This is a genomic window from Vandammella animalimorsus (assembly GCF_002285285.1).
GTDB lineage: Bacteria > Pseudomonadota > Gammaproteobacteria > Burkholderiales > Burkholderiaceae_C > Lampropedia > Lampropedia animalimorsus.
Genome location: NZ_NSJF01000006.1, coordinates 207,168 through 227,355, shown reverse-complemented (window position 1 = coordinate 227,355; position 20,188 = coordinate 207,168). Strand labels below are relative to the sequence as shown.

General features: G+C 65.7%; 18 protein-coding genes and 1 tRNA gene. 8 read left to right on the top strand and 11 right to left on the bottom strand.

From position 1 onward, the window contains the following. Positions 1–189 precede the first annotated feature (189 nt). From CK620_RS12015 to CK620_RS11970, 10 genes are all read right to left on the bottom strand, one after another. Positions 190–741, bottom strand: a complete 552-nt coding sequence (locus tag CK620_RS12015; RefSeq protein ID WP_238946124.1) for a vWA domain-containing protein — start codon at positions 739–741, stop codon at positions 190–192. 104 nt (positions 742–845) lie between these two features. Further along, on the bottom strand, positions 846–2,114 hold the full coding sequence (locus tag CK620_RS12010; RefSeq protein ID WP_095550476.1) for an ATP-binding protein: 1,269 nt from the start codon (positions 2,112–2,114) through the stop codon (positions 846–848). A gap of 1 nt (position 2,115) precedes the next feature. Beyond that, a complete protein-coding gene (gene cobN / locus CK620_RS12005; protein ID WP_095550475.1) occupies positions 2,116–6,078 on the bottom strand; it encodes a cobaltochelatase subunit CobN in 3,963 nt (1,320 codons plus the stop codon). A gap of 16 nt (positions 6,079–6,094) precedes the next feature. Next, positions 6,095–7,216 carry a 3-deoxy-7-phosphoheptulonate synthase gene (locus CK620_RS12000; RefSeq protein WP_095550509.1) on the bottom strand — a complete coding sequence of 374 codons (1,122 nt, stop codon included), beginning with the start codon at positions 7,214–7,216 and terminating at the stop codon, positions 6,095–6,097. Between the two features lie 97 nt (positions 7,217–7,313). Continuing rightward, positions 7,314–8,000: a DUF2238 domain-containing protein gene (locus tag CK620_RS11995; RefSeq protein ID WP_238946123.1), complete on the bottom strand. Its 687-nt coding sequence runs from the start codon at positions 7,998–8,000 to the stop codon at positions 7,314–7,316. 5 nt (positions 8,001–8,005) lie between these two features. Continuing rightward, a complete protein-coding gene (gene cobW, locus CK620_RS11990; RefSeq protein WP_095543661.1) occupies positions 8,006–9,058 on the bottom strand; it encodes a cobalamin biosynthesis protein CobW in 1,053 nt (350 codons plus the stop codon). A gap of 490 nt (positions 9,059–9,548) precedes the next feature. Beyond that, positions 9,549–9,851: a helix-turn-helix domain-containing protein gene (locus CK620_RS11985; protein WP_095543660.1), complete on the bottom strand. Its 303-nt coding sequence runs from the start codon at positions 9,849–9,851 to the stop codon at positions 9,549–9,551. Further along, positions 9,835–10,215, bottom strand: a complete 381-nt coding sequence (locus CK620_RS11980; RefSeq protein ID WP_095543659.1) for a type II toxin-antitoxin system RelE/ParE family toxin — start codon at positions 10,213–10,215, stop codon at positions 9,835–9,837. Before CK620_RS11980 ends, CK620_RS11985 begins: the two co-directional genes overlap by 17 nt. A gap of 416 nt (positions 10,216–10,631) precedes the next feature. Then, positions 10,632–10,707: transfer RNA gene (locus CK620_RS11975), tRNA-His, on the bottom strand. A gap of 34 nt (positions 10,708–10,741) precedes the next feature. Next, positions 10,742–12,661 carry a SurA N-terminal domain-containing protein gene (locus tag CK620_RS11970; protein ID WP_095550474.1) on the bottom strand — a complete coding sequence of 640 codons (1,920 nt, stop codon included), beginning with the start codon at positions 12,659–12,661 and terminating at the stop codon, positions 10,742–10,744. Positions 12,662–12,957: 296 nt separating this feature from the next. Between CK620_RS11970 and CK620_RS11965 the strand changes: the two genes are divergently transcribed. The 6 genes from CK620_RS11965 (at position 12,958) to CK620_RS11940 (ending at position 17,801) form a co-directional block, all read left to right on the top strand. Next, a complete protein-coding gene (locus tag CK620_RS11965) occupies positions 12,958–13,566 on the top strand; it encodes a GspH/FimT family pseudopilin (RefSeq protein WP_238946122.1) in 609 nt (202 codons plus the stop codon). A gap of 137 nt (positions 13,567–13,703) precedes the next feature. Then, entirely contained in the window at positions 13,704–14,510 is an 807-nt protein-coding gene (trmD, locus tag CK620_RS11960) for a tRNA (guanosine(37)-N1)-methyltransferase TrmD (protein WP_095550506.1), read from the top strand. Between the two features lie 169 nt (positions 14,511–14,679). Further along, entirely contained in the window at positions 14,680–15,060 is a 381-nt protein-coding gene (gene rplS, locus CK620_RS11955) for a 50S ribosomal protein L19 (protein ID WP_095550473.1), read from the top strand. Between the two features lie 348 nt (positions 15,061–15,408). Beyond that, the gene (locus CK620_RS11950; protein ID WP_238946121.1) at positions 15,409–16,068 is read left to right on the top strand and encodes a CoA pyrophosphatase; all 660 of its coding nucleotides are present in this window, start codon (positions 15,409–15,411) and stop codon (positions 16,066–16,068) included. A 242-nt stretch (positions 16,069–16,310) separates the two neighbouring features. Next, positions 16,311–17,030, top strand: coding sequence for a tRNA (adenosine(37)-N6)-threonylcarbamoyltransferase complex dimerization subunit type 1 TsaB (gene tsaB / locus CK620_RS11945; RefSeq protein ID WP_095550471.1), 720 nt, complete (start codon positions 16,311–16,313; stop codon positions 17,028–17,030). Between the two features lie 336 nt (positions 17,031–17,366). After that, positions 17,367–17,801 (top strand): hypothetical protein, encoded by a 435-nt coding sequence (locus tag CK620_RS11940; protein ID WP_143326091.1) that lies wholly within the window; start codon positions 17,367–17,369, stop codon positions 17,799–17,801. A gap of 172 nt (positions 17,802–17,973) precedes the next feature. Here CK620_RS11940 and CK620_RS13920 read toward each other — a convergent pair whose 3' ends face one another. Beyond that, positions 17,974–18,312 (bottom strand): hypothetical protein, encoded by a 339-nt coding sequence (locus tag CK620_RS13920; protein ID WP_143326089.1) that lies wholly within the window; start codon positions 18,310–18,312, stop codon positions 17,974–17,976. Between CK620_RS13920 and CK620_RS11935 the strand changes: the two genes are divergently transcribed. Both CK620_RS11935 and CK620_RS11930 read left to right on the top strand, forming a co-directional pair. Next, positions 18,311–19,264 carry a CoA transferase gene (locus CK620_RS11935; protein WP_095550469.1) on the top strand — a complete coding sequence of 318 codons (954 nt, stop codon included), beginning with the start codon at positions 18,311–18,313 and terminating at the stop codon, positions 19,262–19,264. The genes CK620_RS13920 and CK620_RS11935 overlap by 2 nt on opposite strands. Before the next feature lie 19 nt (positions 19,265–19,283). Then, the gene (locus tag CK620_RS11930; protein ID WP_095550468.1) at positions 19,284–19,967 is read left to right on the top strand and encodes an aspartate/glutamate racemase family protein; all 684 of its coding nucleotides are present in this window, start codon (positions 19,284–19,286) and stop codon (positions 19,965–19,967) included. Positions 19,968–20,188 lie beyond the last annotated feature (221 nt).

The following is a 20,188-nucleotide window of genomic DNA, read 5'->3' as shown; positions in this document are numbered from 1 at the left end:
ATTGAGCCCTTGAGCCCTTGAGCCATTGAGCCATTGAGCCATTGAGCCATTGAGCCATTGAGCCATTGAGCCATTGAGCCATTGAGCCATTGAGCCATTGAGCCATTGAGCCATTGAGCCATTGAGCCATTGAGCCATTGAGCCATTGAGCCATTGAGCCATTGAGCGGCTTGCGCTTGGCGGCCTGCCTCAAGCCCCAGGCAGCAACTGGTAATGCGCCTGCCATTGCTCGGCCAGGGTGCGCATGCGGCCCAGGCGGATGCGGGCGCGTTCGCAGTCGATCAGCACCAGCTGCTGGGCATGGGCCGGGCGCTGGGGCAGGCTCTGGCTGCGGCCGTCGCTGAGCAGCCAGAGGCTGTGGCCGGCAGGGCCGTTGCGGCCGGCGTGGCGGTGCAGCAGCTGGTCGGCCTGGGCCACGGCCAGGGCCAGCGGCGTGCCGCCTCCGCCGGGGATGGGGGCGATCCAGTCCTGGCTCCAGGCGGGTGGGCGCTGCGGCGGCAGGCGCAGCTGTACGCCCTGGCCGCCAAAGCACAGCAGGGCGATGTGCTGGCGCTGCTGGTAGGCCTGTTGCATCAGCGCCAGCAGCAGTCCCTTGGCCTGCGCCAGCGCGCCGCTGCGCAGCATGGAGGCCGAGCAGTCCAGCACGATGCAGTGCAGCTGAGGCGGCTGGGCCAGTGTGCTTTGACGGCGCAGGTGCTGGGGCTGCAGCTCGGCACTGCCGCGCGCGATGAGCGTGCGCACCCAATCCCAGGAGCTGGCTGCGGCGTTGCCGCTGGCAGTTTGGGTGGCCAGGCTGGGCGTTGGCGTGGGCGGCCTTGCGCCGGCAGGCCGGCGCGGCGCAAGGCCTAGGCTTTTTTTGCCGCAGTGAGCGGCTGGCCAGGCGCGCCTGCGCGCTGGTGCAGGGGCAGGGCGTTCAGGTCCAGCGCTTGGCCAGGGCCCAGCGGCTGCAGGCCGACGGGCTCGGGCGGCAGCGCGCCCCAGTCGGCCTCGCTGGCGCGGCGCTGGGCGCTGCCGGTGTCGCTGCTTTCGTTGTCATGGGCATTGGGGCTGCCGGCATGATGGCTGTGCCCGCTGTGCGGCTGGTTTGGGCCTCGATGCGGTGCGTTGCTGCTGTGTGCGGGTGCGCCTTCTGGCGCGGCAGCCTGCGGTGTGCTTTGGGCCTGGGGGGCTGGCTGGGGCGTGGCGCTGTCTGCCTGGGCGGCTTGGTGGGTGCTGGCGGGGCGGCGGCGGTGCGCCAGCACCAGCTCGGCCACCTGATCGACGTGCTGCGTGCCGATGTGTGCTGCGCCTTCCCAGGCGGCCAGCGCGCGCGCGGCGCGCAGCAGCACCATGTCGGCGCGCAGGCTGTGCACCTGGGCGGCCAGGCAGTGCTCGGCGGCGGCGGCGTGCACGGCGTCGCTCCAGGGCAGGGCGTCGGCGCTGTGCAGGCGCTGGCGCGCGGCCTGCAGCTGCGCGGCCAGGGCCTGCTGGGCCGCTGCGTGCCGGGCGCGAAAGCCGATGGGGTCGGCGTCGAAGGCCAGCCGCGCCTTGACGATGCGCTGGCGCTGCGCGGCCTCGTGCAGGCCGCCCAGTCGCACGCACAGGCCCAGGCGATCGAGCAGCTGCGGGCGCAGCGCGCCTTCTTCGGGGTTCATGGTGCCGATGAGCACGAAGCGCGCGGCGTGGCTGTGGGAGATGCCGTCGCGCTCGACGCGGTGCACGCCGCTGGCGGCGGCGTCGAGCAGCACGTCCACCAGCGCATCGGGCAGCAGGTTGATTTCGTCCACGTAGAGCACGCCGCCGTGCGCGCGCGCCAGCAGGCCGGGGGCGAATTGAACGCTGTGGCCGGCCAGGGCGCGGCCAAGGTCCAGCGAGCCGGCCAGGTGCTCCAGGCTGGCGCCCAGCGGCAGGGTGACGAAGGGCGCGCCCGGCTCGAGCAGCTCGGCCAGGCCGCGCGCGGCGGTGCTCTTGGCCGTGCCGCTGGGGCCTTCGATGAGCACGCCGCCGATGGCCGGGTCGATGGCCGCCAGCAGCAGCGCCTGCTGCAGCAAGGGCTGGCCCTGCAGCGCGGCGAAGGGGTAGAGCGGCGGCAGCGCGGCGCTGGCCGCTGGTGGCGGGGCGGGGCTGTGGGGCATGTCAGTGCTCCAGCTGGTCTTCGAGTTCGAGCAGGTGCTGCTGCACCAGCTCCTGGTAGGGGCCGGGCTGGCGCCACAGGCCGCGTTGCATGGCTTCGAGCAGGCGCTCGAGCAGGTCGCGCAGTGCGGCGCTGTTGTGCTCGGCCAGGAATTGGCGCACGGCGGCATCGCCGGCGTAGGCATCGGTCAGCAGCGCCCAGTGGTGGTCGCTGACGGCATCGGTGGTGGCGGCAAAGCCGAACAAATAGTCCACGGTGGCGGCGATGTCGAAAGCGCCCTTGTAGCCGTGGCGCATGGCGCCGGCAATCCACTTGGGGTTGGTGGCGCGCGCGCGCACGACGCGGCCGATTTCTTCTTTGAGGCTGCGCACGCGCGCCTGCTGCGGCTGGCCCAGGTCGCCGTGGTAGAGCGCTGGCTGGCGGCCGCTGAGCAGGCGCGCGGCGCTGGCCATGCCGCCCTGGAATTCGGCGTAGTCGCTGGCGCTGAGCAGGTCGCTTTCGTGCTGGTCCTGGTTGTGCAGCACGATGTTCAGCTGCGCCAGACGGCGGCGCAGCGCGTCGTGCGCGGGCAGGCCGTCGGCATGTTGGCCGTAGGCGTAGGCGCTGGCCTGCAGATAGGCCTGGGCCAGTTGGGCCTGGTCCTGCCATTGGCCGCTGTGCAGCAGCTCGCCCAGGCCGCTGCCGTAGCGCCCGGCGGCGCTGCCGAAGACGCGCCAGCCGGCCTGGGCGCGGGCCTGCTGCGCGCCCAGGCCCTGGGCCTGCAGCGCGGCGCTTTCGCGCAGGATGCGGGCGCGGATGGGGTTTTGCGCCTCGTCCTCGCCGTCCAGCGCGGCCACGGCCTGCACGGCGGCATCGAACATTTGCACGACGTTGGCAAAGGCGTCGCGGAAGAAGCCGGAGATGCGCAGCGTCACGTCCACGCGCGGGCGGCCCAGGCCGACTTGCGGCACGACCTCGAAATCGACCACGCGCTGGCTGCCTTCGGCCCAGCGCGGGCGCACGCCGATCAGCGCAAAGGCCTGGGCGATGTCGTCGCCGCCGCTGCGCATGGTGGCTGTGCCCCAGACGGACAGGCCCAGCGCCTGCGGGTAGTCGCCGTGCTCTTGCAGGTAGCGCTCGATCAGGCGCTGCGCGGCCTGCTGGCCCAGCGCCCAGGCGGTGCGCGTGGGGATGGCGCGGGTGTCCAGGGTGTAGAAGTTGCGCCCGCTGGGCAGCACGTCGGGCCGCCCGCGCGAGGGCGCGCCGCTGGGCCCGGGCGGCACGAAGCGGCCTTGCAGGCCGTCGCACAGGCTTTGCAGTTCGCGCGGGCCGCAGGCGTCCAGCGCCGGGGCCAGCTGCGTGCGCAGGCGCGCCAGCACGGCCTGCGTCTGTGGCCAGTGCGGCAGGGCCTGGCGCAGCGCCTGCCAGTGCTGGGCGTCGTGGCTGGCATGGTGGCGGGCGTCGTCACTGGCATGGCTAGCGGCGTCGCAGCCTGTGGGCGCATCGCCCAGCGCCAGTTGCAGCACCTGCTGGGCAAGCAGGTGCAGGCGCTCGCGCGTGTCGCCGTGGTGGCGCCAAGGGGCGGCGCTCTGGGCCTGCAGCAGCGCTGGGCGCGGGCCGTGCCAGGCGGCGGTGCTGGGCCAATGCGCGGGCTCGGGCGGCAGGGGCGGTGCCTTGGCGCCGTGCGGTTGCAGTTGCAGGTCGGCGGCCAGGGCCTGGGGCAGGCTGGGCTGCTCGGGTGTGCCTTGGCGCAGCAGGGCCAGCAGCAGCTCGCTGCGCTGCGCGCCTTGCGGGCTGTGGCCGAAGGTGTGCAGGCCGTCGCGGATTTGGGTTTCCTTGAGCTCGCACAGGTAGGCGTCGATGCGTTCGAGCACGGCATCGTCCTGGCCAGCGGCCAGGGCCTGGCCCAGGTCCAGCTCCTCGGCCAGTTGCTGCTGGCGCACGGCCTGCAGGATCTGTTGGCGCAGCGCCTTGGCGCGGCGCGCATCGACCAGCAGGGCGTCGTAGTACTCGTCGATGAGTTGCTCCAGCGCCTGCATTGGGCCGTGGCTGCCGGCCTGCGTCAGCGGCGGCGTGAGGTGGCCGATGAGCACGGCCTGGCTGCGACGCTTGGCCTGCGCGCCTTCGCCGGGGTTGTTGACGATGAAGGGGTACAGGTGCGGCAGCGGCCCGAGGATGGCGTCGGGCCAACAGTGCGCGCCCAGCGCCAGGCTTTTGCCGGGCAGCCATTCGAGGTTGCCGTGCGTGCCCACGTGCACCACGGCGTCGATGGCGAATACGTCGCGCAGCCAGAAGTAGAACGCCAGGTAGTGGTGCGGCGGCACGAGCTCGGCGTCGTGGTAGCCGGCCCAGTCCTGCGTGGCCGCGCCGGGCTGCGCCGGAAGGTGCGCGCGCGCGGGCTGGATGCCGATGAAGACGCGGCCCAGGCGCAGCCCGGCGATCATGAAGCGGCCCTGGCGCAGCATGGGGTCGGCCTCGGGTGGGCCCCAGCGCGCGTCGATGGCGGCGGCCATGCCCGCTGGCAGGCGCGCCAGGCGCTGGCGGTAATCGGCCAGGGCGTAGCTTTGCAGCGCCGGGCGCTGCGGCCATTGCGCCGGGTCGTTGGCAATGCCTTGCAGCAGCAGCTGCATGAGCTGCGCGCCGTCGCGCGGCAATTGCTCGCTCGCGCCCAGCGCATGGCCCTGGGCGCGCAGCGCGTCGAGGATGGCCAGCACGGAGGCGGATGTGTCCAGCCCGATGCCGCTGCCGATGCGGCCTTCGCTGCCGGGGTAGTTGGCCAGCACCAGGGCGATGTTTTTCTCGGCCGCAGGCAGCTGGCGCAGGCGGCACCAGCGCGCGGCCAGCTCGGCGGTGAAGGCGATGCGCTCGGGCTCGGGCTGGTAGCCGACCACGTCGGTCTGCGTCAGCGCGCAGCGGCGCAGCAGGCCCTTGAAGCTGATGGGCCGGCCGATGATGCGCCCGTCCAGCTCGGGCAGCACGATTTGCATGGCGATGTCGCGCGGGCGCAGGCCCTGGCCGTCGCCTTGCCAGTCCTCGCGGTTGCTGCCGCTGATGAGCACCTGCAGCACAGGCGCGTCGCCAGCCAGCGGGGTAAAGGCGTCTGCCTCGCCGGCGGGCTGGGCTGCGCCGGCCTGGCCGGGGTTGAGCGCGGCAAAGGCGGTGGTGTTGAGCACCAGCTGCACCTGGTGCTGCTGGCACAGGCTGCGCAGGGCCTGCAGGCACAGCGGATCCTTGAGCGAGTCCAGCGCCAGCGCCAGCGGGTTCAGGCCCTGCTCCAGCAGCGCCAACGCCAGGGCGTCGAAGGGCCGGGTGTTGCCCGCCAGCAGGTGGGCGCGGTAGAACAGCAGCGCCACCACGGGCGCGCCGCTCCGCCAGTGGCGCTGCCAGTCGTCGATGCCGGCTACGGCGTGGGCCGGGCCCAGCTCGGCGGGCAGGTGGATGGCCAGCTGCGGCAGCGGCCGTGGGGGCGGCGCGGCCTGGCCGTGGCCCAGGCCAGCGTGCGCAGCGGCGCGCAGAAAGCCTGCGGCATTGGCCGCGCCGCCAAAGCGCAGGTATTGCCACAGTTGCTGGCAGGTGGCCGCCGGCAGGGTGCTGCGCGCCAGCAGGGCCGGGTCTTGCTGCAGATCGCCGGAGAACATGGCCAGCGCCAGGCCGCGCTGGCGCGCCAGCGCGCTGATTTGCCCAATGCCGTAGGGCCAGGTGGATTCGGAGCCGAGGTGATCGACGACGATCAGGCGCGCATGCTGCAGCACTTCATCCAGGTACAGATCCAGCGAGGCGTTCTGGCGCAGGTGCAGCAGGTTGGCCAGGCGCAATGAGGGAAATTGGGCTTCCTGCGCGGCCAGCTGGGCGTAGGCATCGGCCAGCAGCGCCAGCGTGGTGTCGGCGCTGCTGAGCACGACCATGTCCGCCGGGCTTTGTTCCAGGCGGGTGACGATGCCCTCGTCTTCGACGAAGCCGCCGGGGCGGGCGCTGAGCAGGTGCATGGGCGCGCCGTGCCTCTCAGGCCGCGCTGCCGGCTGGGGCGGCGTTGGCGCTGGCGCTGTGCTGCGCTGCGCGCGCCTGGCGCAGCGTGTGCGCGCTTTGGCGCAGCAGGGCCTCGGTGGTGGGCCAGTCGATGCAGCCATCGGTGATGGACTGGCCATAGGTCAGCTTTGCCGGGTCATCGCCCAGCGGCTGGCTGCCGCCTTGCAGGTGGCTTTCGAGCATCAGGCCGATGATGGATTGGTTGCCGTGGGCGATTTGCTCGATGACGTTCTGGAACACCAGCGGCTGGCGTTGCGGGTCTTTGCTGGAGTTGGCGTGTGAGCAATCGACCACCAGGCTGGGGGTGAGGCCGCGCGTGCGCAGCGCCTGTTCGCACAGCGCGATGCTGACGCTGTCGTAATTGGGGCCGCGGTGGCCGCCGCGCAGCACCACATGGCCGTAGGGGTTGCCGGTGCTGCGCGTGATGGCCGTCATGCCGCTGGCGTCGATGCCCAGGAAGCTGTGCGGGCGCGAGGCGCTTTCGATGGCGTTGATGGCTACCTCCAGCGAGCCGTCGGTGCCGTTCTTGAAACCCACGGCGGTGGACAGGCCCGAGGACATTTCACGGTGCGTCTGGCTCTCGGTGGTGCGCGCGCCGATGGCCGTCCAGCTCACCAGATCGCCGATGTACTGCGGCGAGATCGGATCCAGCGCCTCGGTGCCCACCGGCAGGCCCAGCGCGTTGATGTCCAGCAGCAGCTGGCGCGCGATGTGCAGGCCTTTTTCGATGTCGAAGGAGCCGTTGAGGTCCGGGTCGTTGATCAGGCCCTTCCAGCCCACGCTGGTGCGCGGCTTTTCAAAGTACACGCGCATGACGATGCAGAACACGTCCTGCAGCTCATCGGCCAGGGCCTTCAGGCGCCGGGCGTAGTCCATCGCGGCGGCCGGGTCGTGGATGGAGCAGGGGCCCACGACCAGCAGCACGCGGGGATCGCGGCGCTCGAGAATGGCCTCGACGCTGTGGCGGCCCTGGGTCACGGTGGCGCGCGCGGCCTCGTTCAAGGGATGGGCGGCAAGCAGCTCCTTGGGACTGAGCAGGCGCGTTTGCGCGCCGATGTGGCGGTTGTTCAGGGGTGGGGTGGTGGCAGCGGTGGACATGGCTTGCTTGACGGGGTGGGTGCCACGGGCGGGCAAATCAAAAGGGGGGGGGCGGAGCAAAAAGGCGGGTCTGCGGGCCTGCCAGCCGGGCAGGGCATCAGCTTGGCGGCAGGCGGCGATCCGGGCGCACCAGCAGGAACAGGCCCAGCGCCGTGAGCGCGCCCAGGGTGTCGGCCAGGATGTCTTTTTGCGCGTCCCAGACATCGCCTTGCGAGCCGAGGAATTCGATGCCGGCATCGCCGCCTTCGATCACGGCGTACTGCCATTCGATGATTTCGTAGGCGGCGGCCACGCTCATGATGAAGAACAGCGCAAAGAAGCAGGCCAGCACAGGCCCGCACAGGCGGCGGCGCAGCAGCCATTCGGCCATGGGGTAGCTGTAGAAGCCGATGATGAAGTGCGCCAGGCGGTCGAAGTGGTTGCGCCCCTCGCCCAACAGCGGCGCCAGCAGGCGGTTGCCCCATTCAAAGGGCACGTTGGCAAAGGTGTAGTGCGCGCCCACCAGGTGCATGGCCATCCACAGGCTCATGAGGAAATAGGCCAGGTTGCTGAAGCGAAACCAGCGCTGGCTGATCACCAGCGCCGCCAGCACGGCCAGCACCGGCAAAGCTTCTGCGTACCAGACGGCGCGCGAGGCTGGCGCGATGGCCGACCAGCAGGCCAGCAGGCCCAGCGCCACGGCCAGCAGCGGTGCAAAGGCCTGGTCCAGCGCGCTGCGCGGCTGCGGCGCGGCCTGCATGGCGCTGGCAGGCGGGCGTGGTGTGGACGGATGTGGCGTGGGCATGGCCCTCACAGCCCCAGCAGGCCAAGCAGCTCGGCGCGCAGCTGCGCGGCATCGAGCTGCTGGCCAATGAACACCAGGCGCGTGCTGCGCGCCTGCCCGGCGGGCCAGGGGCGATCGAAGTGGGCGTCAAAGCGCTTGCCCACGCCTTGCACCAGCAGGCGCATGGGCTTGCCGGGCACGGCCACGAAGCCCTTGATGCGCAGGATGGCGTGGCGCTGCACCAGCTCGGCCAGCGCGGCCAGCAAGGGCTCGCGCTCCAGCTCGGGCAGCTCCAATTGCAGGGCATCGAACTCGTCGTGGTCGTGGTCCTCGTCGTGGTCGTGGTGGCTGGGGCGCGCGTCGATGTGCGCCTCGGCGGCCTTGCCCAGGCCCAGCAGCACCTGCAGCGGCAGCTGGCCTTGGCGGGCGTGCACGATCTTCACCTCGGCGGGCACTTCGGCGCGCACCAGCGCCTCGACGGCGGCCACCTCGGCTGCGGCGCTCAGGTCGGTCTTGTTGAGCACCACCAGATCGGCCGCGCCGAGCTGGTCTTCGAACAGCTCATGCAGAGGCGATTCGTGGTCCAGATTCGGATCGGCCTGGCGCTGGGCATCGACGGCGCCAGGGTTGGCGGCGAACTGACCGGCCGCTGCAGCCGGGGTGTCCACCACGGTGACCACGGCATCGACGGTGAAGGCATTGGCGATTTCCGGCCACTGGAAGGCCTGCACCAAGGGCTTGGGCAGCGCCAGGCCACTGGTTTCAATCAGCACGGCGTCGATGTCCTGACGGCGCGCGGCCAGCTGCTGCATCACCGGGAAGAACTCCTCCTGCACCGTGCAGCACATGCAGCCATTGGCCAGTTCGTAGAGCTGGCCTTCGCGCTCGTTGCCAGCCTCGTCACAGCCGATGCCGCAGCCCTTGAGGATGTCGCCATCGATGCCCAGCTCGCCAAACTCGTTGACGATCACGGCAATGCGCTGGCCGTTGGCGTTGTCCAGAATGTGGCGCAGCAGCGTGGTCTTGCCGCTGCCGAGAAAGCCAGTGACGATGGTGGCGGGAATTTTGGCGGTGTGCATGCGTGTGAAAGACTTCAATGTTCAAGAGCAGTGGTGGCGTGCGGACCCTATGCGGGCCCAAAAGGCAACAGGCCCGGACATTGGCTGCGCGCCTGCCTGGGCAGGGGCATGGCACTGGCGCATGCTGGCCAGGACGATGAAAAGGGGCTTGGGAAGCTGCGCCGCACGGCCCACTGCACTGCTTGGGGTGGGCCTGGGCGGCGTCGATTATAGAGAGCGCAGTGGGCCCCATGCGTCTGCCGGCCGCCAGTGGCGATGGCCGACGATCGCCGGCGGCTGGGCACTGGCCGGCGCGTTGTCGATCAGGGTTGCAGGGTGTGCGTGTACCGCTCGACAGCACGATATGGGTGCAACAAAGAATTGCTTGGGGATGGGCTGCAAGGCGCGAAACGCTGGCGGGCCGGGCGGCACGGTGGGGGCTTGCAATGCCGCAGATCGCTCAAATCCGTGATTGCCTGCCGTGCATTTGAGCAAAGGCTTGCAGCAGCCATCAGACAAGGGCTTGCAAGCCCTTGTCCGCAATGATGTTCAGCAACTTGAGTGCCGGGCCGCTGGGCTGAGTTTGGCCTTGCTCCCACTTGCGCACGGTGGATGCGGAGGTGTGCAGGTGAAGCGCAAAGACCGGCTGGCTGAACTTCAGGTCTTCGCGCAGGCGCTTGATGTCAGCCGCGCTGAACTCTCGCACGGGCGGCGGGCAGATGGCGTCGAACTCGCGCATCGTCACCTTGCTGATCGAACCGGCCTCGACAAGTGCCGCCAGATCGGCGCGCAGGGATTCAATGATCTTGCTCACAGTGCACCTCCAATAAAACACCGGACTTCAACGCCTTGGACAGGCCCTGGCCGGACAGCTCCAGAAACACCTTGCCAGCAAATTGCAGCGCCTTCTTCTCATCGTGCGTGATGTTTGTTTTGTCGCTCTTGGAAAACCCCAGCAGGAACACATAGCGCTGCCCCAGCTTGGCCGACAACAGCGTGCGGTAGCCGCCGCTCTTGCCACTACCAGGGCGGGCCAGCCGTTTTTTGTAGAGCAAGCCGCCCAAGTCTGCGTCGATCAGGCCGTCCTCCATTTCCTTGACTGCCTTGCACAGGGCAGCGTCGGACAATTTTTCCCCTGCCTGCCATCGCGCAAAGTCTTTTCGCTTGAGGATGTCCATGGTGATGAGGGCCTGTCATCAAAATTCTCGCGCAGCGCTCATCCTGCCTGAGACGAGCGCTATTGGCCGTGATTTGGGCGATAGAACCCGAAGAAAGGTCTGCATGAATCGCTGCGCCGTGTGCATCTGCGAATCCGGGCGGTTTGCATCTTGCGATCCCGTGCCGACGGCCTGCGGCGCGCGCTGGGTGCGTTGGATTCGTGTGGGCAAGTTCGAAAATATACCCAAAACGGGTATACCCATCAAGGCATTGGTCAAAGGACATAAAGCGCTGGGCCTGCGATGGGCTCGCATCGGCGATTGACAACTCTGCTGCATGGGCTTGTGGCGCTCAGCCTGCGAAATGAATGGCTCACGAGTGCAATTCATGGCCAAACAAAAAACCCCTGTTGCCAAGGCAACAGGGGTTTGCTGTTTGGGGTGGCTGATGGGACTCGAACCCACGACAACCAGGATCACAACCTGGGACTCTACCAACTGAGCTACAGCCACCAAATGAAAGACGAGATTATAGGGGAATTTTTTCTCAGTTTGGCCTTGGCACGCGAATTTGCACGTCGTAGGCTTGTTTGAGCACTTCGTAGTAGGCCTCGACCTCGGCGTTGCTCAGGCTTTGGGCCACTTGCAGGCGCATGCCTTCGAGCATGGTGTCGCGTGCGTCGGCAGGTTGGCTTTCGTCGAGCAGGGGGGCGATTTCCTTGATGCGGGCCAGCAGGTAGCCGCCGTCTGCCTGCTCAAAGCCTTTCAGGCTGGGCAGTTCAGCCTGGGGCACGGCCAGGATTTGTTCGACATCGGCCGGGCTCAAGCCTTGCAGGTGCTGGCGCGAGACGGTCACGTCTTGTGCAGTGTCGATACTGTTGGCATCGGCTTGCCAGCGCGCCAGCGCGGCCTCGCCGGCCTGGCGTGCGAGCTTGGCCGACTCGCGCTCGACATACAAGCGTTGTACCTGATCGCGCACCTGCTCGAAGGGCTGGACTTGCGCCTCATGCACTTTGGTCACGCGGGCCGTGACCATCTTGTTGTTGCCGATGTCGATGACTTCGATGTTCTCGCGCGCTTGCTTGGCCTGCTGGGCAAACAGGGCATTGAGCACAGTGGGCGCCTGCAGGGCGGCAGGGTTTTTCTCATCCGGGCTCTGAGCGATGTTCTGTGCGGTTTCGATGCGCAGGCCCAGCTCATCGACGATGGGCTGCAGGCTGTCGGGCTGCTCGTGGGCCAGATTGCGCAGCTGATCGGTGCGCTCAATGTAGCGATTGCGCGCCAGATTGTTCTTCACGTCCTTTTCCAGGCGCTCGCGCACTTCTTCGAAGCTGGGGATGATGGCGGGCTTGACATCAGTGAGTTGAATGATGTGAAAGCCATATTCCGTGGCGATCACGTCGCTGATGGCGTCCTTGTCCAGGCCGAAGACTGCGGCATCGAAATCGGCCACCATGGCGCCGCGCGCAAAAAAGCCCAGGTCACCGCCCTTGTCCTTGGAGCCAGGGTCGTCGGACTGCTCCTTGGCGATGGCCTCGAAGCGGCTGGGATCCTGGCGCAGCTGCGCCAGGGCCGCATCGGCCTTGGCGCGCGCCTGTTCGCGCTGCTCGCTGGACATGCTGCTGTCGGTGGCAAAGAGAATGTGGCGGGCGCGGCGCTGCTCTTGCGACTGGGCGTAGGCAGGCTTGTTGTTTTCGTAATAGCTGCGCAGTTCTTCCTCGGCCACGTCGATGCCTGCCATGAGGCTCTCCAAATCCAGCACGACGTACTCCACGTCCAGCAGCTCCGGGCGCTGGAATTGCGCCGAATGGCTGTCGTAGTAAGCCTTCAGGGCCGCATCATCGACGGGCACCTGGGCGCTGAAGTCGCCAGGGCTGAAGCGCTTGATGCCGACCACGCGGCGCTGGAACACGGCGTCAACGGCGGGCTGGGCCTGGCGCGGGGTCAGGGTGGCGGAGTTTTGCACCACGCCCAGCACCTGCTGCAGGGCCAATTGCTGGCGCACGCTGGCCTCGTACATTTCCGGCGTCATGCCGTGGCGGCGCAGCAGGTCGCGGTAGGCGTTGGTGTCCAGGCGGCCGTCGCTGCCGCGCAGCTGCATGATTTCGGGCTGGTTTTGCAGCTCGCGCGCCAGTTGCGCATCGCTGATCGTGTAGTGGCGGTCGGCGGCGGCGGTGGCGAAGACTTCATCGCGCACCAGGTTTTCCAGCACCAGGTAGCGCTGCATGGGGGAGTCGAGCATCTCGGCAGGCAGACCAGGGTTCTCGACGCGCATCCGATCGGCGTATTGCCGGTGGGCGAAGTCCCAATCGCTTTGGGTGATGTCCTTGCCAGCAACGCGCGCTACAACGGGGCTTCTGTTACCCAGCATGGAGGCATCGATGCCCACCAGAACGAATGCGAAAAACACCAGTGGGAAAAACACGATCATGACCACTTTGAGGTGCTTGCGAATGAATTCAAACATGCTTGTCCAATGAGGTGTCTGTCTAAATAGACTTGGCTGAGAGGTACCAAGAGTTGCAAGGCTGCGCGAAAGAATATAGGCAGCCCCTGCGGGCCAAGGGCTGGCAAGGTAAACCGCGCATTCTATAGGAGCAAGACACAGCCAGCCTCAGTGCGTCTGGCAGGTCAGCTTGCAGGCTGAAACCGCGCCAGGGCAGCGGCGTGAAGCGCCTGCGCGTGGCGCAGCAGCGGCCGCTTGTCCGCATGCGCCCGCCGCTGGTCCGGGGTGAGGGGGCTTGGGCGCAGGGGATGCCTAGCATGTTCGGCACCATGACACATGCTGCACTTTTCCCTCCTGCAGCCCATTCGGCCCGTTGGGCGAATGCCCGCCGCCGGTTGGGGCAGCCCGGCTTCACCATGGTGGAGCTGATGGTCGTGATGCTGCTGTTGGCCATTTTGGCAGCGCTGGCCGTGCCCAGTTTCAAGCCTCTCATTGAGAACTGGCGCGTCAGACAGGTGGTGGACAGCATGCTGTCCACCATTTATCTGGCGCGATCTGAAGCGTACAAGCATGGTGGTCGGATCGTTGTGCAGAAGTTGCCCAATCGGGATGGCTGCAATCTGGCCTCAGGCAATGCGCAGTGGGGGTGTGGCTGGCAGATGTTTCTTGATGGCAATGAAAACAGAGTCAGGGACGATGGTGAGCAAATCCTGCGCACGGTCACCACGCCAGGCGCAACCCAGGTGCTGGTTTCAGGCAGTGTCAACGGCGCTTTGAGCTTCGATCGCTGGGGGCAAGTGGGTGGGCTGGGGGCCTTGGGGGTTTCAGTGTTTCCTGGCTCGGCCACAGCCAGCTCGGCGGCGACTCGCCGTATTTGTGTCAGCGCCGGTGGGCGCATCAGAACCGTCCAGGGCAACACTTGCTGAAGAACAACCTGCAAGAAACCATAAGCCGCAGGCAATAGGGGCCGATCGCTTGCACTGCCGGCGTTCTTGCCCAAGCGCAGAGGCCTGCTCTCCTGATGCAGAATGGCGCGTTGCCCACTCGAACCTGCCAAGCTGCCGTGCGCTTTGACCTGATCACTTTATTTCCGGAGCTGATAGCCCCTTATCTTGAGCATGGCGTGAACCGGCGCGCCACGCAGCAAGCGGGGGTGCAGGTGCAGTTTTGGAATCCGCGTGACTTTTCCGACGGCGGCTATCGGCGCATCGACGATCGGCCCTTTGGGGGCGGGCCTGGCATGGTCATGCTGGCCGAGCCGCTGGCGCGCTGTATGGATGCCATCCGCCAGGCGCGCGGCGAGCCGCAGGGGCCGTCACAGGGGCTGGGGGCTGTGGATTCGGTCGCATTGGCCCAGCGCGCGCCATTGGTTTTCTTCACCCCCGCAGGGCGGCCATTGCGCCATGCTGTGGTGGCCGAGTTTGCCGCCAGTGTCCATGGTGCGGTGCTGTTGTGCGGGCGTTATGAAGGGGTTGATCAGCGTTTTGTCGATGCCTATGTCGATGCCCAGCTCAGTCTGGGAGACTTTGTGCTCTCTGGCGGAGAAGTGGCCGCAGCGGCATTTCTGGACGCTGTGCTGCGCTTGCAGCCAGATGTGCTCAATGATGCCCAAAGCCATGTGCAGGACAGCTTCCACCCTGAGCTCGATGGCCTGCTGGACTGCCCACACTACACGCGGCCAGTAACTTGGCGCGACCAGACCGTGCCGGAGGTGCTGCTCAGTGGCGATCACGCGCGCATCGCCCGCTGGCGGCGCCAGCAAAGCCTGCTGCTCAGCGCCCGCTTGCGCCCGGATCTGTTGGCCAAGGCCCGCCTTGAAGGCCGGTTGAGCCAAGGCGACGAGCAGTGCTTGCAGGCTGGCGATGAGTGAGGGGCTGCGCGTGCAAGAGCGGCCTGAATTCCAGATGCTATAATCGCCCGCTTTTGATCCTCTACTTGGCTCATTCACACTGCCAGTTGGGTTCGTTTGCGGTAAGCGCAACGGTGCCCAGCGGCCCAATCAATCAACCTCAAGCCAGGCACGATCGAGTAGGACTGACATGAACCTGATCCAAACGCTGGAAGCCGAAGAAATTGCGCGGCTGAACAAGCAAATCCCTGATTTTTCCCCTGGTGACACCGTGGTTGTCAGCGTCAATGTGGTGGAAGGCAACCGCAAGCGCGTCCAGGCTTACGAAGGGGTCGTCATTGCCAAGCGCAATCGCGGCCTGAACAGCAGCTTCACTGTGCGCAAAATCTCCAGTGGCGAGGGCGTTGAGCGTACTTTCCAAACGTACAGCCCATTGATCGCCAGCATCCAGGTTAAGCGTCGCGGCGATGTGCGCCGCGCCAAGCTGTACTATCTGCGCGAGCGTAGCGGTAAGTCTGCACGCATCAAGGAAAAGCTGCCTTCGCGCGTCAAGGCCAACGAAGCGGCATAACTGCCTCGGGTGTGTTGTGAAACAGCAGCTTTTTAGCTGCTGTTTTCACTTGTAGGCTCCTCGTTGTGATGGGCCTGTGAGGCACCCCATTTGCTGCATGCCTGTGCACACATTTTCGAAGCGAATTGCCGCCAGCCCCTGTCGCGAGGGGCTGGCGGCAGTTCTACATGATGGCCTATCCAAGGGGCATGCTCGTACGCTGTGTTTGCATGGGGCCATGCCAAGGGCAACGCACGCATGAGCACTAAGAAGACTCCCGCGCCTGCCGCTGCGGCTCATACAGCATCGCAGACCGCTTCAGCCGCTTCTGAGCGCATTCAGTTGCCCAAGGGTTTCAGACCGCAGGACGTGCCAGTTCTGGCCGTGGATCACGCACTGCCCAAGGTGCCCGATGCCGCGCAGACGATCGCCGCCATGCGCGAGCGTTTCGAACGGCAGCCAGTTTGGGTGCCCGAGTGGGTTCGGGAGTCGCCGCTGCTGGGCGCACTTGAACGCGCACCGATTCAAGCTGCGGTGCTGATCCCCATCGTGGCGCGATCCGAGCCCACAGTGTTGTTGACGCGGCGCTCGGCACAGCTCAAGACCCATTCAGGGCAAATCGCATTTCCGGGCGGGCGCATAGACCCCCAGGATGCGGACGCCGTGGCTGCAGCCCTGCGCGAGGCCCAGGAGGAAGTGGCCTTGTCAGCGCAGTGGGTCGAGGTGATCGGTCAACTGCCCGCTTACGTTACAGGCACGGGATTTCATGTGGTGCCGGTCGTTGGCGTCATTGCGCCCGATTTGCCGCTGCGGGCCAATCCCCATGAAGTCGATGAGATTTTTGAAGTGCCTTTGCGCTTCGTGCTCGACCCGGCCAACCATCGCCACCATGCCTACACGCTGGGCCAAGTGCAGCGCAAATGGCTGTCCATGCCGTATATGGCGCAGGGGCGCGAGTATTTCATCTGGGGCGTGACGGCCAGCATCTTGCGCAACTTTTACCGCTTCATGCAAGCGCCCTGGCACTGAGAGCCTGTTCAAAATCTTTGCACGGCGGTCAAGAGAGCGGATTTGGGCGCTCTGCTGCGTTGCAAAGCCTCGCCATAGCCCCAGCTATGGCTGCGTTTTGCGCCTTGTAGCCCACCCCAAACCGCTTCTTGCCCACTCGCGCCGAGATTTTGAACAGGCTCTGAGTGCCCACGCGGCGCATTCGGTGCAAAGCAGCAGAGGCTGCCGATATACTGCCGCGCCCATTCCAATCTTGAATTTGCATGAACCTGCTTGCTTTCGACACCAGTACCGACATGCTGTCCATCGCCGTGCAGGCAGGCGATCAAATCTGGCAAGTGCAGCAGGCAGGAGGTGCACAGTCGTCCAAAACGCTGCTGCCCCAAGTGCTGGAGCTGTTGCAACAGGCAGGGCTGGAATTGGCGCATCTCAATGCCATTGTGTATGGCTGCGGGCCAGGCGCCTTCACTGGCTTGCGCACCAGCTGTGCCGCTGCACAGGGTTTGGCCTGGGGCAGTGGCGTGCCGACCTTGCCGGTGGACTCTCTGCAGGCGATTGCCGAACTGGCCCGGGCTGAGCATGGCGCCGAGCGTGTCATGGCTGTGCTTGACGCGCGCATGCAGGAAGTCTATGTCGCCCCCTACCGCTGGCATTGGACTGGGCAGCCAGGCCAGGAGGCCGGCACTGGTCATTGGCAGCGTGAGGCTGAGATCCTGGCTTTGCCGCCACACGCGCTGCAACTGCCGCCAGGCTATGTGCTGGCAGGCAATGCCTTGACAGCATACCCCGAAGCATTTGCGCACCATACGGCGCCGCATTACCACGCCCGTCCCACAGCACAGGCCATGCTGCGCTTGGCCCCTATGCTGATAGCCCGCAATGGCCTGCAAACGGCCATGGATGTTGCGCCGCTATACATCCGAGACAAGGTGGCACAGACGACTCAGGAGCGTTTGCAGACACGCTTGCGCGGGCAATCCTGATGGGGATGGAAAGCCTTGGTTTGCACCTCAATCGTGACAAAGGCATGAGTATCGGGCTTGTTATCGAGAGCTTGGCCGCAATAAGTACTAAATATTGACATTTCGAATGAGTTGATCTGAATATGTTTTGTTGATTTTTTGATTCTTTTGAATTTTTAATGCGAGGGGATTTTCAAAAATTTGTTTCATTCAAATTTTTAACTATTAATTGACATTAATTATTGTATTTTGCATCGTCCATTACAATTGGTCGCACTAAAATCCGAATCAGGTCATCAAATAAAAGGACGCGCCAACGCTGCACTGGCCGTCCAATCGGCTGAGGAGGACTTGTTCATGACAAACGAAGCAAGGCATGACGGGGATGCTGTGCGTCTGATGGGGCTGAAGCGGATGGTGCCTATGTTGGCTGCGGCAGCCGCACTGGCGGGCTGTTTGGGGGAGGAGATTCCAAAGTGCGATGCGCCCTCGGCGCTGCAACGGGTAGAAGGGATGCTCAATGAGACCTTTGCACAGAATGCTTTTGGCAAAGAGTTGCAAGCTGGCGTTCGCTATGAGCTGCGCCAAGTCCGACAAATAGAACACCACTCCAGCGGACGCTATACCTGCCAGGCGATGGTGACCATGCGTGGGAAAGAGTCGCAAAAGGCCTATGAAGCCGACATTTTCTATACGATCTTGGCGCGTGGCAGCGGCTTTGAAGTCAGTGTGAATGGCCTGGATGCCGTAGTATTGGGCGCTGCCCGTGCCAAGGGGCAAGGCATACTTTGAATCGGCGTCATCAGAGACTTTGAACAGACCTTCGCCAAGGCACGAGGGTCTTGCCTCCCAAAGCCTGCAAACCAAGGTTTGCAGGCTTTTTGCTGTGGGCGTCTGGGCCTCCTCTGGGAGGAGGGTCTGTGCGACTGTGGTACAGCCCCATCATGTACAGGACCGGAGCTGGTCAGCGGATGCGCACGATTTGCTTGCGCTTTGCGCGTCGTTTGGATTGAAGGCTGCTCATGGAGGTGTTGAGATTGAACATTGCGGCGGCGTTTTCTGGCCAAGACTGCGCAGCTGCTGCGTTGAAAATGCGCGCAAGGCTGTACACCTTGCAAGCACTTTCGCCTTTGCATCTACGGCTTTTGCCTCGAAAACCGCTGCGCAAGCCCAATCTCCAGCAACCCCATGTCCGGCGCAGCACAGCCAGGGCGCGCGGCATCGTGCACACTTCAGTGGCGCGGCGTTGTCCCATCATTGGGTAGCGCAGGCATACATACACGACTTTTTTGCATTGCACCATGTCTGTAGCTTCTTCCCATCCCCATACCTCGACTGAGCAGCCAGCGGCAGCAGGGCCACTGGCAAGCGTACGCATCCTCAGCCTGGCGCTGAACCTGCCTGGCCCGGCGGCATTGATGCGCTTGGCTGGCATGGGGGCGCATTGCACCAAGCTGGAAGCCCCAGCTCCAGCCGGGGCCAGCACCAGCGACCCCATGGGGCAATACGATCCTGCAGCCTACGCACAGATGCACACCGGTGTGCAGCGCGTTCAAGCCGATCTGAAGACGCCCGCTGGCCAGGCGCAGCTGCAGGCCTTGCTGGAACGCAGCGATGTGCTGCTGACTTCTTTTCGGCCTGCGGCAATGAAAAAGCTGGGCGTGGATTGGGCCAGTCTGCAGGCGCGCTACCCTGGGCTGTCGCTGGTGCAAATCTTCGGCGCGGCAGGAGAACGCGCCAATGAGGCCGGCCACGACCTGAGCTACCAGGCCGAGGCCGGGCTGGTGCCCGGCTTGCACATGCCGCCATCGCTGCTGGCCGACATGGCCGGTGCGCTGATGGCTTCCGAGGCGGTGCTTCAGGCATTGCTGGCGCGCCAGGCCGATGGCCGGGGGCGCTGCATCGAAGTGTCCTTGCTTGCTGCGGCCCATTGGCTGGCGCTGCCGAGGGTTTGGGGGATTTGCGCCCCGCAGGGCATGACAGGCGGCGCGCATGCGGGCTACCGCCTCTACCCTTGTGCCGATGGACGTGTGGCCATGGCAGCGCTGGAGCCGCATTTCGCCCAGCGCCTGTGGCAGCAGGTGTGCTCTGCGGCCGGGGACGCGCAAATGCCCAGCGCGCCGGGGGCTGAGGGCGACATGCTGGCCGCTGGCACGCACGAGGCGGTGGCCGCATTCTGCGCCGCGCGCCGCTGTGCCGAACTCGATGCAATGGCCCAGGCGCACGACATCCCCTTGTTGACCATGCCGGACTGAGGCCATGGGAAGCAGTTGCATGAAACACATCGGCATCCTGGCTACGACGGCAGAAGGCGCGGCGCTGACCTACCGGCAGATTTGCGCACTGAGCATGGCGCGCCTGGGCGGGCATCGCCATCCTGAAGTCTCCCTGCATGCGTTTTCGTTTTCGGAGTATGCGGGCAGCTGGGAGCAGCGCAAGCAGCGTTGGCCGCAGCTGGTATTGCGCTCGGCCGCCAAGCTCCAGGGCTGCGGCGCGGATTTCCTCATCTGCCCTGCGAACACGACCCACGAAGTCTATGCTGAGGTGGCGCCGCAGCTGCCCATCCCCTGGCTGCACATTGCCGAGCCTGTGAAGCGTGCGGCACAGCGGCAGGGGCTGCAGCGCCTGCTGTTGCTGGGCACGCAGGCGACCATGCAGGGGAGGGTGTACGAGCCGCGATTGGCAGGCAGCGGTATTGAGCTGCTCAAACCCGATGCGCAGGAAATCGACCAGGTGCACCGCTTCATCATGGAGGAGCTGGTGGCAGGCGTGGTCACACAGGCGGCGCGCAGCTACTTTCGTGCGCTGGCCGACAAGTACCACCGCGAGCAGGGCGCGCAGGCAGTGGTGCTGGGCTGTACTGAATTGCCGTTGGTGCTCGATGCAGAGGCTGGTGTGCCACTACTGGATTCCACTGCCTTGCTGGCCCAGGCGGCGGTGGAATATGCGCTGGAGTAGGGCTGAAGCGAAGAGGGTGCTTTAATTAGAGCGTGTTATGCACTTTTCACCCCCCGCGAGAGCGCCCCGGCGTGTGCAGTGCAAGGCGATGGCAACGCCGCAATGCGCACGCCGGGGCGCTCTCCCTTCGGGCTGACCCCAAAACCATGTACTCGCCGCGTTGGCCCGTTTGCCAAGGCAGCCAGCCTTGGCGGCGCGCGCCGCCTTGCGATTACACGGTT